The organism is Streptomyces sp. NPDC094143 (assembly GCF_040303825.1).
In the GTDB taxonomy this organism is placed as follows: domain Bacteria; phylum Actinomycetota; class Actinomycetes; order Streptomycetales; family Streptomycetaceae; genus Streptomyces.
This window is the reverse complement of record NZ_JBEOTZ010000020.1, coordinates 98,377-113,081: the sequence shown is the minus strand read 5'-3', so window position 1 is coordinate 113,081 and position 14,705 is coordinate 98,377. Positions and strand designations below refer to the sequence as shown.

Genomic DNA, 14,705 nt, shown 5'->3' with positions numbered 1-14,705 from the left:
TCCCGGTTGTCAGTGCGGCGGTCCACAATGGTCGGCGTCAGACACGGATCGCAGCAGCAAGGAGCCGGCAGCGATGGCCCGCCGCAGCACGAAGACCCCGCCGCCCGACGACTCGTACGAGGAGCGGATCCTCGACATCGACGTCGTCGACGAGATGCAGGGCTCCTTCCTCGAGTACGCGTACTCGGTCATCTACTCCCGGGCCCTGCCGGACGCCCGCGACGGCCTGAAGCCGGTGCACCGGCGCATCGTCTACCAGATGAACGAGATGGGCCTGCGCCCCGAGCGCGGGTACGTCAAGTGCGCCCGCGTCGTCGGCGAGGTGATGGGCAAGCTGCATCCGCACGGCGACGCGTCGATCTACGACGCCCTCGTGCGCATGGCGCAGCCCTTCTCGATGCGCGTCCCGCTGGTGGACGGCCACGGCAACTTCGGCTCCCTGGGCAACGACGACCCGCCGGCCGCCATGCGGTACACCGAGTGCCGGATGGCCGAGGCCACGAGCCTGATGACAGAGTCGATCGACGAGGACACCGTCGACTTCAACCCCAACTACGACGGCCAGGAGCAGGAACCGGCCGCCCTGCCCGCCGCCTTCCCGAACCTCCTGGTCAACGGCGCCTCGGGCATCGCGGTCGGCATGGCCACGAACATGCCGCCGCACAACCTGCGCGAGGTCATCGCCGCCGCCCGGCACCTGATCAGGCACCCGAACGCGGACCTCGACGCCCTGATGAAGCACGTCCCCGGCCCCGACCTGCCCACCGGCGGCCGCATCGTCGGCCTCTCCGGCATCCGGGACGCCTACGAGACCGGCCGCGGCACGTTCAAGATCCGGGCGACCGTCTCCGTGGAGCAGGTGACGACCCGCCGCAAGGGCCTCATCGTCACCGAGCTGCCCTTCGCAGTCGGCCCGGAGAAGGTCATCGCCAAGATCAAGGACCTGGTCGGATCGAAGAAGCTCCAGGGCATCGCCGACGTCAAGGACCTCACCGACCGCGAGCACGGCCTGCGCCTGGTCATCGAGATCAAGAACGGCTTCGTGCCGGAGGCGGTGCTGGAGCAGTTGTACAAGCTGACGCCGATGGAGGAGTCCTTCGGCATCAACAACGTCGCCCTGGTCGACGGCCAGCCGCTCACCCTGGGCCTGAAGGAGCTGCTGGAGGTCTACCTCGACCACCGGTTCAACGTCGTCCGGCGGCGTTCGGAGTTCCGCCGCGGCAAGAAGCGCGACCGGCTGCACCTGGTCGAGGGTCTGCTGACGGCCCTGCTGGACATCGACGAGGTCATCCGGCTGATCCGCTCCAGCGAGAACTCCGCGCAGGCGAAGCAGCGCCTGATGGAGCAGTTCTCACTGAGCGAGGTGCAGACGCAGTACATCCTCGACACGCCGCTGCGCCGCCTGACCAAGTACGACCGCATCGAACTGGAGACGGAGAAGGAGCGGCTCACCGGGGAGATCGAGGAGCTGACCCGGATCCTCGACTCGGACGCGGAACTGCGCAAGCTCGTCTCCTCCGAACTGGCCACGGTCGCCAAGAAGTTCGGCACCGACCGGCGCACGGTCCTGCTGGAGTCGGGCGGTGCCCCGGTCGCGGCCGTGCCGCTGCAGGTGGCCGACGACCCGTGCCGGGTGCTGCTGTCCTCGACGGGACTGCTGGCCCGCACGGCGAACGGCGAGCCGTTCCCGGAGGCCCCCGGCGCCAAGCGCGTGAAGCACGACGTGATCATCTCGGCGGTGCCGGCCACCGCGCGCGGCGAGGTCGGCGTGGTCACCTCGGCGGGCCGGCTGCTGCGGCTGAACGTGGTCGACCTGCCACAGCTCCCCGAGTCGATGCCGACGCCGAACCTCGCGGGGGGCGCCCCGCTGGCGGAGTTCGTCTCCCTGGAGGACGACGAGACGGTGATCTGCCTGACGACGCTCGACGAGTCGTCGCCGGGCCTGGCGCTCGGCACGGCACAGGGCGTCGTGAAGCGCGTGGTGCCGGACTATCCGGCCAACAAGGAAGAGCTGGAGGTGATCACCCTCAAGGAGGGTGACCGGATCGTCGGCGCGGTCGAGCTGCGCACGGGCGAGGAGGACCTGGTCTTCATCACCGACGACGCCCAGCTGCTGCGCTTCCAGGCCGCCCAGGTGCGCCCGCAGGGCCGCCCGGCCGGCGGCGTGGCCGGCATCAAGCTCGCCGAGGGCGCGAAGGTCATCTCCTTCACGGCGGTGGACCCGGCCGCGGACGCGGTGGTCTTCACGGTCGCGGGCTCGCGCGGCACGCTGGACGACTCGGTCCAGACGACGGCCAAGCTGACGCCGTTCGACCAGTACCCGCGCAAGGGCCGGGCCACCGGCGGCGTCCGCTGCCAGCGGTTCCTGAAGGGCGAGGACTGTCTGTCCCTCGCCTGGGCGGGTCCGAGCCCCGCGCTGGCCGCCCAGAAGAACGGCAGCCCGGCCGAGTTGCCGGAGACCGACCCCCGGCGGGACGGCTCGGGTGTGTCGCTGGCGAAGACGGTGGCGGTGGTGGCCGGGCCGGTCTAGGCCGGATCGGCGGGGCCGTCGTCCGCGGTCCCGCCGTCGTCCACGAACCGGTCGGGGTCCTGGCCGAAGTCCCCGTCCGGGTCGCGCACGAGGTCCCCGTCGGGGTCGCGCACGTACCGCAGGACGCCCCACATGCCGTGCTCGTCGGCGTGGAGGGCGTCGCTCCGGCAGGCGTCGAGCTGCTTGCCCAGGGCGGGGGCGTCGATGCCCGAGCCGATGAGGACCAGTTGCGTGAGGCGCTCCTCGCCGGCCGGCCAGGGCTCCGGGTAGAAGCGCAGGAACCGCCCGACGGCGTGGACGGCGTAGCGGTTGCGGACGTCGTACGGGCCGAAGTCGACGTACCCCTTGATCCGGTACAGCCCCTGGGGGCGGCTGTCGAGGAACTCCATCAGCCGGCGCGGGTCGAGGGGCTGCGGCGAGACGAACGACAGGCTGTCGTAGGCGTCGTGCAGATGCCCGGCGTGATCGTCCCGCGCGCCGGGCTCGCCGTGCTCGTGGAGGTCGTCGAAGGACAGCTGCCCGATGCGTTCCTCGCTCGGCCGGCAGTCGAAGAGGAACTCGGGGTCGATCCGGCCGTAGGAGGCCGGGACGACGGCGGCGCGGTCGACGAGGGACCGGACCAGCCCGAGGACCCGCTCGCCGTCCGCCGCCCGGTCCACCTTGTTGACGACGGCCAGGTCGGCCAGCGCGAGATGCCGGTCGATCTCGGGATGCCGGGACCGGGTGGCGTCAAACTCGGCGGCGTCGACCACCTCGACGAGTCCGCCGTACACGACGCCCGGGTGCTCGCTGGCGAGCACCATCCGCACGAGCTCCTGCGGTTCGGCGAGGCCGCTGGCCTCGATGACGATCACGTCGATGCCGAGGGAGGGTTCCGCGAGCCGCTCCAGGTACTGGTCGAGTTCGCTCGCGTCGACCGCGCAGCACAGGCATCCGTTGCCGAGGGAGACCGTCGAGTCGCCGAGCGCACCGGCCACGGCCATCGCGTCGATCTCGATGGCCCCGAAGTCGTTGACGATGGCGCCGATGCGGCTTCCGCCGCTGTGGTGGAGGAGGTGGTTGAGCAGCGTGGTCTTACCCGAGCCGAGGAATCCGGCCAGGACGACGACCGGGATCTGCTGCGGTTTCGAACTCGGCTGACGCACCGTACGACCTCTCTCACACCGACGCGCGCACCGGCTCGCGCGGCCGGCACGCCCACGAGCTGGGGACGCGGCCCAGGATACGAGCCGGGGATCACGCCGCGGGCGACGACCGCCGGTGGCCCGCGCGTCCGCCCGCCGGGGCGCCGCCGGGCGCCGCCGGGCGCGGCCGACGAGGTCCGGCGCGGGGCGGGCGGGGGCCGGGCCGGGTGGACGGGCGCGAGTCGGCAGGACGAGGCCGGGCCGGCAGGACGAGGCCGAGGCCGAGGCGAGTGGAGAGGCCCCGGCCGAATGGACGGGGCCAGGGCAGATGGACCGGGCCGGCCGGGCAGGACGGGGCTGAGGCTAGTGGGGAGGGCCGGACCGAATGGACGGGCCGGGCCAGGTGGACAGGCCCGGGTGGAATGGACAGGCCGGGCCGGGTGGACGGCGGCGGCTCCTCATGGTCGCTCGGAGGGCTCAGGCGGGCACCGGTGCCGGTGCCTTTGGACCCACGTAGCGGGCCACCGGGCGGATGATCTTCGTGTCCTCCGCCTGTTCCAGAATGTTGGCGCTCCAGCCCACCACCCGCGCGGCGGCGAAGGTCGGGGTGAACATCTCGCGCGGCAGGCCGCACAGTTCCATGACCACGCCCGCGTAGTACTCGACGTTGGTGTGGAGTTCACGACCGGGCTTCAGCTCGGCCAGGATCGCCTCGACGTGCCGCTCGACCTCCACCGCGAAGTCCACCCGAGGTCCGCCGAACTTCTGGGCGACCTCGCGCAGCATCCGCGACCGCGGGTCCTCCGTGCGGTAGATCGCGTGCCCGAAGCCCATGATCCGCTCGCCCGCCAGCACCCGCTCCCGTACCCAGGAGTCGATGCGGTCCGGGGTGCCGATCGCGTCCAGCGTGTCCAGCGCGCGACTGGGCGCGCCTCCGTGCAACGGCCCCGACAGCGCCGCCACGGCACCGGCGAGGCATGCCGCCACGTCCGCGCCCGTCGAGGCGATCACCCGGGCCGTGAAGGTTGATGCATTGAATCCGTGGTCAATGGTTGAGATGAGGTATTGCTCGATGGCCCGGGCGTGCCCGTCGTCCGGTACCGAGCCGGTCAGCATGTAGAGGTAGTTCGCCGCGCAGGACAGGTCCTCGCGCGGCTCCACCGGATCGAGCCCCTGCCCCAGCCGGTGCAGGGCCGTGAGCAGCGTGGGCACGGCCGCCGCCGCTTCGAGGGTGTCGCGTCGGCGCTGCTCGGCGTCCACGTCGTACACCGGGCGGAAACCCCTCGCCGCGCCCAGCAGCGAAAGTGCCGTGCGCATCCCGGCGAGCGGGCCGGAACGCCCGCCGGCCGCCGCGACGGCGGGCAGCGCGGCACGCACCTCGTCGGGCAGTCGCCGCAGCGCGGCGGTCTCCCGCGCGAAGGCCGCGCTCCGCCGGGCGTCGGGCAGTTCGCCGTGCACGAGCAGGTGCCAGACGTCCTCGAAGCCGCGGGTCCGCGCGAGATCGACGGCCGAGTACTGGCGGTAGTGGTAGAAGCCCTCGAGACCGCGGACGTCGCCGATCCGGGTGTCGGTCACGACGACACCGGCGAGTCCCCGCGGTACCTCGACAAGAGTGGCTGCGGACCTGTTGACGGACATGTCTTCCTCCCTGGACTTGATTCGACTGTCCACGCTTGACTCAACCTGTGTCAATATTGATTGAATCAATGTTGCGATCAATGATCCGCGAGACGGATACGGTGACCCCCATGCGCGATCAAGAACCCGCTCCCCTCGACCCGGAGCGGCGGCTGAGCACCAAGGAGGCCGCCGAGCTGCTCGGCGTGAAGCCGGAGACGGTCTACGCGTACGTCAGCCGCGGCCAGCTCAGCAGCCGACGGGGCAGCGGCGGCCGGGGCAGCACCTTCGACGCCCGGGAGGTCGAGGCGCTCGCCCGGCGCAACCGGCGCGAGAGCGCGGGCACTTCGGGGACCGGCGGCGAGCTGTCCGTGCGCACCCGCCTCACCCTCATCGAGAGCGACCGGTGCTACTTCCGCGGCGTCGACGCGGTCGACCTGGCCACACGGCACAGCTACGAGGAGGTCTCCGAATGGCTGTGGACGGGCCGGATGCACCCGGGCAGGACGTTCACCGCGCCCGCCGGCTCCGTGGCCGTCGCCCGCCGCGCCGTCGACGCCCTGCCCGAACACGCCGCCCCCGCCGACCTGCTCCGCGTCGCGACGACGGCCGCCGCGACCGTGGACCCGCTGCGCTTCGACCTGTCCGAGGACGCCGTGCTGGGAACGGCGCGCACGCTCATCCCGACGCTCGTCGCCGCGCTGCCGCCGGCGGGGCGTGACCGTCGCGACGACCGCCGCGACGACCGCCGTGACCAGGGCCCCCTGGCCCACCGCCTGTGGACCCGGCTGTCCCCGCGGGACGCCGACGAGGCGTCCCTGCGGGCCCTGGACACAGCCCTCGCCCTCCTCGTCGACCACGACCTGGCCGCCTCCACCCTCGCGGTGCGGGTCGCCGCCTCGGCCCGTGCGCACGCCTACGCGGCCGTCTCCGCCGGTCTCGGCGTGATCGAGGGCCCGCTGCACGGCGCGGCCAGCGGGCTCGCCCACCGGATGCTCCAGGACGTGCTCGACCAGGGCGACGCGGGGCCGGTGATCGCGGACGAACTGCGCGCCGGGCGCCGCATCCCGGGCCTCGGGCACCGGCTGTACCCGGGCGAGGACCCCCGCGCGCGTGCCTTGTTCGCCCTGCTGGAAGGCATCCCGCGCGCCGAGCCGGCCCTGCTGGCGGCCCGCGACGTCGTCGACACCGCCGCCCGCCACGCCCCGCTGCACGCCAACGTCGACCTCGCGCTGGCCGTGCTCACCGCGTCCTGCGGCATGCCCCCGACCGCCGGAGAGACGATCTTCGCGGTGGCCCGTACGGCGGGCTGGATCGCCCATGCCCTGGAGGAGTACGGCGAACGACCGCTGCGGATGCGTCCGAGCGGCCTCTACGCGGGTCCGAAGCCGCCGCAGCCACTACCGGAGTAGGCAGCGGCGGCCCCGGGAGGAGAGCCGCGCCAAGTCAGGTTAGGCTCACCTCTGTGAGTACGTGCTCAAGCGTCTCCCGGGACTCCGACGAGCCCGTTTCGGGAACCGCGGCCACCGCGAGGACCTGGCTGCTGCTGGAGCAGCCCGGTCCGTGGGGTGCCAAGGCGCTCACCTCGAGCCACCTGGACCCCGACCTGGGGCGTGCCCTGGAGGCGGCCACGCAGGACACGGGCGTACGGATCGTGCTCATCCGCCGCCCCGGGCGCCACGCGGACCGCCGGATGCCCGCCACCCGCCGGGTGTACGTGGCGCACACCGTCCCGGGCAACGTCTGGCTGCGCACCGCCACGACCTCGGATCCCGCGCGGCTGCTCGACCTCGACTTCGCCGCGCTCGGCCGGGGCGACCACGGCACCTTCGACGCGGTGCTCGGCGGAGTACCGCACGAGGGCGACCCGCTGGCGCTCGTCTGCACCAACGGCAAGCGCGACCGCTGCTGCGCCCTTCTCGGCCGTCCTCTCGCGGCCGAACTCGCCACCTCCGGGGTCGAGGGCGTCTGGGAGGTCACCCATCTGGGTGGTCACCGTTTCTCCCCGACCGTGCTGGTCCTGCCGTACGGCTACGCCTACGGGCGGGCCGAGGCGCACCTGCTCAAGGAGGTCCTGCAGCGCGCGCGGGACGGACGGGTCGTCGTGGAGGGCTGCCGGGGCAGGTCGGCCTGGGAGCGGCCGGGCCAGGCCGCCGAACTCGCCGTACGCACCGGCACCGGCGAGTACGCGGCGGAGGCGCTGTGCGTCGTACGGACGGCCGGTGCCGCCCCGCACTGGGAGGTGACCGTCGCGCACGTGGACGGACGCCGCTGGCTGGTCGAGGTGGCCCAGAGCGCGGCTCTGCCACCCCGTCCGGAGAGCTGCGGGGCGTCGGTCCTGGGCTCCCCCGCCCGGATGGACGTGGTGGCGGTGCGCGAGCTGAGGGTGACAACGGCCCTCGCCGGCTGACGCCGATCCCCGCTGCACCATTGATCAAGAGATCCATGCCACACCCGTTACAGGAGCCGGGCGGCCGCACGTACCGTCTTCGGTATGAGCCCCACTCCCCCCGGACGTCGCCTGCGCCTCGGCCTGCCGCGGCGGGTGTTCTCGCAGGTGCTGCTGATGCAGGTGGCCATCGCCGCGGGCGTCGCGGTCCTCGCGACCGGGCTGTTCCTCGCGCCCCTCGGCGACCAGCTGGACGACCAGGCCATGCGCCGCGCGCTGGCGATCGCGCAGACCACCGCGCAGCAGCCCGGGCTCGCGGACGACCTGCGGGAGACACCGCCCTCGCCGAATGGCCCGGTGCAGCGGGAGGCGGAGCGCATCCGGAAGGCCACCCAGGCCGAGTACATCGTGGTGATGGACTGGCGGGGCGTGCGCTGGTCGCACACCGACCCCGAGCAGATCGGCGGGATCGTCTCCACCGACCCGGGCCAGGCCCTGGCCGGCCGCGAGGTCATGGAGATCGACAACGGCACCCTCGGCCGTTCCGCCCGGGGCAAAGTGCCGCTGCGCGACAGCGACGGCAGGGTCGTCGGCGCGGTGTCGGTCGGCATCGCCTACGACAGCGTCCGGGCCCGGCTCATCCACGCGATCCCGGGGCTGCTCGCGTACGCCGGGGGTGCCCTGGCCGTGGGCGCGCTGGCGGCCTGGCTCGTCTCCCGCCGTGTGCACCGGCAGACCAGGGACCTGGCCTTCTCGGACATCGCCGCGCTGCTGTCGGAGCGGGAGGCGATGCTGCACGGCATCCGGGAGGGCGTCGTCGCCCTGGACCGCACCGGCCGCATCCGGCTCGTCAACGACGAGGCGCAGCGCCTGCTGGGCCTCGGGGAGACGGTGGTGGGCCGCACCCCCGACGAGGCGCTGGGCGCGGGCCGTACGGCCGATGTCCTGGCCGGACGCGTGACCGGCACGGACCTGCTCACCGTGCGCGGCCAGCGCGTGCTGGTGGCCAACCGGATGCCCACCGACGACGGCGGCGCGGTGGCCACCCTGCGCGACCGCACGGAGCTGGAGCAACTCGGCCGGGAACTGGACTCCACCCGCGGCCTGATCGACGCCCTGCGCGCCCAGGACCACGAACACGCCAACCGGATGCACACGCTCCTGGGGCTGCTGGAACTGGAGATGTACGACGACGCCGTCGACTTCGTCGGCGAGGTGGTCGGCGACCACCGTGCCACCTCCGAGCAGATCACCGAGCGGATCGAGGACCCGCTGCTCGCCGCCCTGCTGGTCGGCAAGGCGACCGTCGCGGCCGAGCGGGGCGTCGCCCTGGGGGTGTCGGACCGGACCGGGCTGCCCGACCGGCTGGTCGACCCGCAGGGGCTCGTCACGGTCGTCGGCAACCTGGTGGACAACGCCCTCGACGCGGTCGCGGGCACGCCGCACGCGCGCGTGGAGGTCGAACTGTGCGCCGAGGGGCGGGCGGTGACCCTTCGGGTGCGGGACACGGGCCCGGGAATCCCGCCCGAGCACCGGGAGTTGATCTTCGCCGAGGGATGGTCCACGAAGAAGCCGCCGGCCCACCGGGAGCGGGGCATCGGGCTGTCCCTGGTACGCAGGCTCGCCGAACGGCAGGGCGGCAGCGCGACCGTCGGCGAGGCGCACGGCGGGGGCGCGGAGTTCACCGTCGTCCTGCCCGAGGCGCTGACCGAGCCGGGCCCCAAACCGGCCCTGACCGTGCCGTCCGTCGCGCAGAACGCCGAGGAGGGGTCGTGATGATCGAGGTCCTGGTCGTGGACGACGACGCCAGGGTTGCGCGGGTCAACGCCGCCTACGTCGAGAAGGTGCCGGGTTTCCACGTCGCCGGCGAGGCCCACAGCGCCGCGGACGCGCTGCACCGGCTGGAGACGCTGCCCCGGCTGGACCTGGTGCTGCTGGACCACTACCTGCCCGACGACACGGGGCTGGCGGTCGTCCAGGAGATGCGGCGGCGCGGCCACCAGACCGACGTGATCATGGTGACGGCGGCCCGGGACGTGTCCACCGTGCAGGCGGCGATGCGGCACGGAGCCCTGCAGTACCTGGTCAAGCCCTTCGCCTTCGCGGGTCTGCGCGCGAAGCTGGAGGCGTACGCGGAGCTGCGCCGCACGCTCGACGGGGGCGGGGAGGCGGAGCAGGCGGAGGTGGACCGCATCTTCGGCGCCCTGTCCGCCGGGGCAGAGCCCGCCCTGCCCAAGGGGCACTCCCCCACGACGGCGGAGCTGGTCCGGCAGTCCCTGATGAACGCCGACGGGCCCCTGTCCGCCCAGGAGATCGCCGAACGGACCGGGGTGAGCCGCCAGACCGCCCAGCGCTACCTCAAGCTCCTGGAGCGCACGGGACGGGCCCGCCTCACCCTCAAGTACGGCGACGCGGGCCGCCCGGAACACCGCTACGTGTGGGCGACCCGCTCGTAGCGGCTCGGCAGTGCGTGCGGCGACCCGCTCGTAGCGGTCCCGCAGTGGGTGCGGCGACCCGCTCGTAGCGGCTCCCCAGCGCGGGGCCGGCCGCTAGGCCGCTCCCGCCCCCGTCAGCGACCGCACCTCGGTCTCCGCGTGCCGGGCGTCGTCCGGGACCTCCGCCGACGTGACCGTGCCCAGCCAGCCCGCCAGGAAGCCCAGGGGGATCGACACCAACCCCGGGTTCTGCAACGGGAAGTACTGCAGGTCGACGCCCGGGAAGAGAGAGTCGGGGCTCCCCGAGACGACGGGGGACAGCACCACCAGCACCACGGCCGGGATCAGACCGCCGTAGACGGCCCATACGGCGCCTCGGGTGGTGAAGCCGCGCCAGAACAGGGAGTAGACCAGCACGGGCAGGTTCGCCGACGCGGCGACGGCGAAGGCGAGGCCCACCAGGAAGGCGACGTTGAGGTCCCGCGCCAGCAGACCGAGGGCGATGGCGACCACGCCGACCCCGACGGCCGCGACGCGGGCCACGGCCACCTCGCTGCGCGGCTTCCCGCCCTTGCGTCGCAGGGACGCGTACAGGTCATGGGCCACGGACGCCGAGGACGCGAGCGTGATCCCGGCGACCACGGCGAGGATCGTGGCGAAGGCGACCGCGGCGACGATGGCGAACAGAACCGTTCCCCCCGTGCTTCCGGCACCGCCGCCCAGGTCGAGCGCCAGCAGCGGAACCGCCGTGTTCCCGGCCGCGTTCGACCCGCGCACGGCGTCCGGACCCACGATCGCGGCCGCGCCGAACCCGAGCACGATCGTCATCAGGTAGAAGCCGCCGATGAGTCCGACCGCCCAGACGACCGACCGGCGCGCGGCCCTCGCGGTGGGCACGGTGTAGAAGCGGGACAGGATGTGCGGCAGTCCCGCCGTGCCCAGGACGAGGGCCAGTCCCAGGCTGATGAGGTCGAACCGTGCGGTCCAGTCGCCGCCGTACTTCAGCCCGGGCGCCAGGAACGCCTCGCCGTGCCCGCTCCGCTCGGCCGCCGTGAGCAGCAGCCGGTTGAGGTCACCGTGGAAGCGCACGAGGACGAGCGTCGTCAGCGCGATGGTGCCGCCGAGCAGCAGGACGGCCTTGACGATCTGGATCCAGGTGGTCGCCCGCATCCCTCCCAACGACACGTAGATCACCATGAGCGCCCCGACACCGATGACCGTCCAGGCCCGCGCCGCCCCGCTCGTGCCCCCGAGCAGCAGCGCCACCAGGCTGCCCGCGCCGACCATCTGCGCCACCAGATACAGAACGGACACGGTGACCGAGGAGGTTCCCGCCGCGATCCGCACCGGCCGTTCCCTCATCCGCGCCGCCACGACGTCGGCGAGCGTGAAGCGACCGCAGTTGCGGACCAGTTCGGCGACGAAGAACAGCACCACCAGCCAGGCCACCAGGAATCCGACGACGTACAGCAGCCCGTCGTACCCGAACAGCGCGATGAGGCCGGTGACGCCCAGGAAGGACGCGGCCGACATGTAGTCACCCGCGATGGCAAAACCATTTTCCATGGGGGTGAAGAGCCGCCCGCCCGCGTAGAACTCCTCCGCCGAACCACGCCGGTTGCGGCCCACCCACGCCGTGATGCCCAGCGTGACCGCGACGAACCCGCTGAACAGCAGCAGCGCCAGGCTCTGGTGCTCGCCCGTCACGAGGCACCGCCGTTCACGCCGCGCGTCAGTTCCTGGGTGTCCCAGCGCAGTTCCAGTGCCGCCCGGTCCCGCCGCAGCCGCGCGTGCCGTGCGTACGCCCAGGTGAGCAGGAACGTGGTCAGGAACTGGCCGAGCCCCGCCAGCAGCGCCACGTTCACCGCGCCCGCCACGGGCCGGGCCATGAGCTCCGGCGCGGTCGTGGCCGCCACGACGTACCCCACGTACCAGGCGAAGAAGGCCGCGAAGGCCGGCACCACGAACCTCCGGTACCGCCGCCGCACCTCCTGGAAGGCCGCGCTGCGCTGCACTTCCAGATACACGTCGGCCGCCGCGACGCCACGGACGCCCGCCTCACACGCCCGAGGCACCGCCGCGGGCGCTCCGGCCCCCTCCGACTCGCCCCAGCCGGAGGCGAGGGCGTCGTACCAGGGGTCGTCGTACCTCAGCCGTACGGCCTCCTCGGCCGGACCCGGGTCATGACCGTCGAGCGGCTCGATGGAACTCTCCTGACCAGCCCCGACTCCGCGGGGACGCCCCTTGCTTGACTGCATGCCCAAGGATGGACAGAACGGGAAGATTCCCGGCTCTTCTTCCCCCCGCTCTTCACCCCATCAGGTGACGCGGCCCGCATGGGACCGCACCGGGCACCCTGCCAGGAACGCCGAACGCCCGCCGGGAGCCTCCGCGCTCCCGGCGGGCGTGAGCCCAGTGAAGCCGCTATGCGTCGATCCGCGACCGGTCCAGCGTCGCCGCCGAGTTGGAGATGAACTCCTTGCGCGGCGCGACGTCGTTGCCCATCAGCAGGTCGAAGACCTGCTCGGCCGCCTCCAGGTCGGAGAGGTTGATCCGGCGCAGCGTGCGGTGGCGCGGATCCATGGTCGTCTCGGCCAGCTGGTCGGCGTCCATCTCGCCCAGACCCTTGTAGCGCTGGATCGAGTCCTTGTAACGGATGCCCTTGCTCTGGAACTCCATGAGCTTGTCGCGCAGTTCCCGGTCCGAGTACGTGTACACGTACTTGTCCTGGCCCTTCTTGGGCTGGGTGATCTCGATCCGGTGCAGCGGCGGCACCGCCGCGAACACCCGGCCGGCCTCGACCATGGGCCGCATGTAGCGGTGGAAGAGCGTCAGCAGCAGGGTGCGGATGTGGGAGCCGTCGACGTCGGCGTCGGTCATCATGATGATCTTGCCGTAGCGGGCCGCGTCGATGTCGAAGGTCCGCCCGGAGCCGGCTCCTATGACCTGGATGATCGCGCCGCACTCGGCGTTCTTCAGCATGTCCGTGACGGACGACTTCTGGACGTTGAGGATCTTGCCCCGGATCGGCAGCAGTGCCTGGAACTCGGAGTTCCGGGCTAGCTTCGCCGTGCCGAGCGCCGAGTCGCCCTCGACGATGAACAGTTCGCTGCGGTCGACGCCGTCGCTGCGGCAGTCGGCGAGCTTCGCCGGCAGGGAGGAGGACTCCAGGGCCGTCTTGCGGCGCTGCGCGTCCTTGTGCTGCCGAGCCGCGATACGCGTACGGGCCGCGGCGACGGCCTTCTCCATGACGACCCGGGCCTGCTGGGCGGCGTCGCGCTTCGTGGACGTCAGGAACGCCTTGAGTTCCTTGCTGATCACGTTGTTCACGATGCGACGGGCCGCCGAGGTCCCCAGGACCTCCTTGGTCTGGCCCTCGAACTGCGGCTCGGCCAGACGCACCGTGACGACCGCGGTCAGGCCCTCCAGGGCGTCGTCCTTGACGATGTCGTCCTCGGCGACGCGCAGCAGCTTCTTGGCGCGCAGCACCTCGTTCATCGTGGCCGCCACGGCCTGCTCGAAGCCGGCGACGTGAGTGCCACCCTTGGGTGTGGCGATGATGTTCACGAACGACTTCAGGGTCGTGTCGTATCCCGTGCCCCAGCGCATGGCGACGTCGACGTCGAGCTCCCGGGTGACCTGGGTCGGGGTCATCTGGCCGTGCTCGTCCAGCACCGGGACGGTCTCCCTGAAGGTGCCCTGCCCGGAGAACCGGAGGACGTCGCAGACCGGCTTGTCGGTGGCCAGGTACTCGCAGAACTCGCTGATGCCGCCGTCGAAACGGAAGGACTCCTCGCCCTTGCTGCCGCCCTCGCCGAGCCCGTACTCGTCGCGGACGACGATGGTCAGGCCGGGCACCAGGAACGCGGTCTGGCGGGCACGCTGGTGCAGCGTCTCCAGATTGAGCTTGGCGTCCTTGAGGAAGATCTGGCGGTCGGCCCAGTACCGCACGCGCGTGCCGGTGCGGTTCTTCGGGATCTTCCTGGCCTTGCGCAGGCCGCTCTTCGCCTCGAACCTGGCGTCCTGGCCGTTTCCGGCGAAGGCACCGGGGACACCGCGGCGGAAGCTGATCGCGTGGGTGTGCCCGCTGCGGTCCACCTCGACGTCCAGCCGGGCGGACAGGGCGTTCACCACGGAGGCGCCGACGCCGTGCAGACCGCCGGAGGCGGCGTACGAGCCGCCGCCGAACTTTCCGCCGGCGTGCAGCTTGGTCATGACGACCTCGACGCCGGAGAGGCCGGTCTTGGGCTCGACGTCGACCGGGATGCCCCGGCCGTTGTCCCGGACCTCTACCGAGCCGTCGTCGTGGAGGATGACCTCGATGTGGTCGCAGTAACCACCGAGGGCCTCGTCGACGGAGTTGTCGATGATCTCCCAGAGGCAGTGCATCAGACCGCGGCTGTCGGTCGAGCCGATGTACATACCCGGGCGCTTGCGCACGGCCTCGAGCCCCTCGAGGACGAGCAGGTGCCGCGCGGTGTAGTTGGAACCGTCCCGGTCTGCTCCTGCCAGCAGAGCTGTGGACGGCACGGACGTCTCGGCGGTCACGCGGTTCGCTCCTCGCTGAATTTCAGATGGGGCCCTCATGGGTAAGGGCGCGGCTTCAGTCA

10 protein-coding genes are annotated in these 14,705 nt (G+C 72.2%); 5 read left to right on the top strand and 5 right to left on the bottom strand.

The window, feature by feature from the left end:
* Positions 1 to 73: 73 nt before the first annotated feature.
* On the top strand, positions 74 to 2,530 hold the full coding sequence (locus ABTZ58_RS24510) for a DNA gyrase/topoisomerase IV subunit A (protein ID WP_351360474.1): 2,457 nt from the start codon (positions 74 to 76) through the stop codon (positions 2,528 to 2,530).
* Here the strand turns inward: ABTZ58_RS24510 and ABTZ58_RS24505 are convergent.
* Together ABTZ58_RS24505 and ABTZ58_RS24500 are read right to left on the bottom strand one after the other, a co-directional pair.
* Positions 2,527 to 3,675 (bottom strand): CobW family GTP-binding protein, encoded by a 1,149-nt coding sequence (locus ABTZ58_RS24505; RefSeq protein ID WP_351360471.1) that lies wholly within the window; start codon positions 3,673 to 3,675, stop codon positions 2,527 to 2,529. The two genes, ABTZ58_RS24510 and ABTZ58_RS24505, sit on opposite strands and share 4 nt — an antisense overlap.
* 456 nt (positions 3,676 to 4,131) lie before the next feature.
* Complete coding sequence (locus ABTZ58_RS24500; protein ID WP_351360468.1) at positions 4,132 to 5,292, bottom strand: citrate synthase/methylcitrate synthase; 1,161 nt, start codon at positions 5,290 to 5,292, stop codon at positions 4,132 to 4,134.
* A 110-nt stretch (positions 5,293 to 5,402) separates the two neighbouring features.
* On the opposite strand from ABTZ58_RS24500, the gene ABTZ58_RS24495 reads away from it, so the two are divergent.
* From ABTZ58_RS24495 to ABTZ58_RS24480, 4 genes are all read left to right on the top strand, one after another.
* Positions 5,403 to 6,683 (top strand): citrate synthase, encoded by a 1,281-nt coding sequence (locus tag ABTZ58_RS24495; protein ID WP_351360465.1) that lies wholly within the window; start codon positions 5,403 to 5,405, stop codon positions 6,681 to 6,683.
* 53 nt (positions 6,684 to 6,736) lie between these two features.
* Complete coding sequence (locus ABTZ58_RS24490) at positions 6,737 to 7,681, top strand: ferredoxin family protein (protein WP_351360462.1); 945 nt, start codon at positions 6,737 to 6,739, stop codon at positions 7,679 to 7,681.
* An 84-nt stretch (positions 7,682 to 7,765) separates the two neighbouring features.
* On the top strand, positions 7,766 to 9,436 hold the full coding sequence (locus tag ABTZ58_RS24485; protein ID WP_351360459.1) for a sensor histidine kinase: 1,671 nt from the start codon (positions 7,766 to 7,768) through the stop codon (positions 9,434 to 9,436).
* Positions 9,436 to 10,116, top strand: a complete 681-nt coding sequence (locus tag ABTZ58_RS24480) for a response regulator (protein ID WP_351360456.1) — start codon at positions 9,436 to 9,438, stop codon at positions 10,114 to 10,116. Before ABTZ58_RS24485 ends, ABTZ58_RS24480 begins: the two co-directional genes overlap by 1 nt.
* Positions 10,117 to 10,209: 93 nt before the next feature.
* On the opposite strand, the gene ABTZ58_RS24475 is transcribed toward ABTZ58_RS24480, so the two are convergent.
* From ABTZ58_RS24475 to ABTZ58_RS24465, 3 genes are all read right to left on the bottom strand, one after another.
* Positions 10,210 to 11,802 carry a monocarboxylic acid transporter gene (locus ABTZ58_RS24475; RefSeq protein WP_351360453.1) on the bottom strand — a complete coding sequence of 531 codons (1,593 nt, stop codon included), beginning with the start codon at positions 11,800 to 11,802 and terminating at the stop codon, positions 10,210 to 10,212.
* The gene (locus ABTZ58_RS24470) at positions 11,799 to 12,353 is read right to left on the bottom strand and encodes a DUF485 domain-containing protein (protein ID WP_351360451.1); all 555 of its coding nucleotides are present in this window, start codon (positions 12,351 to 12,353) and stop codon (positions 11,799 to 11,801) included. The genes ABTZ58_RS24475 and ABTZ58_RS24470 overlap by 4 nt, the downstream gene beginning before the upstream one ends.
* A gap of 166 nt (positions 12,354 to 12,519) precedes the next feature.
* Positions 12,520 to 14,643: a DNA gyrase/topoisomerase IV subunit B gene (locus ABTZ58_RS24465; RefSeq protein WP_351360448.1), complete on the bottom strand. Its 2,124-nt coding sequence runs from the start codon at positions 14,641 to 14,643 to the stop codon at positions 12,520 to 12,522.
* Between the last annotated feature and the right edge of the window lie 62 nt (positions 14,644 to 14,705).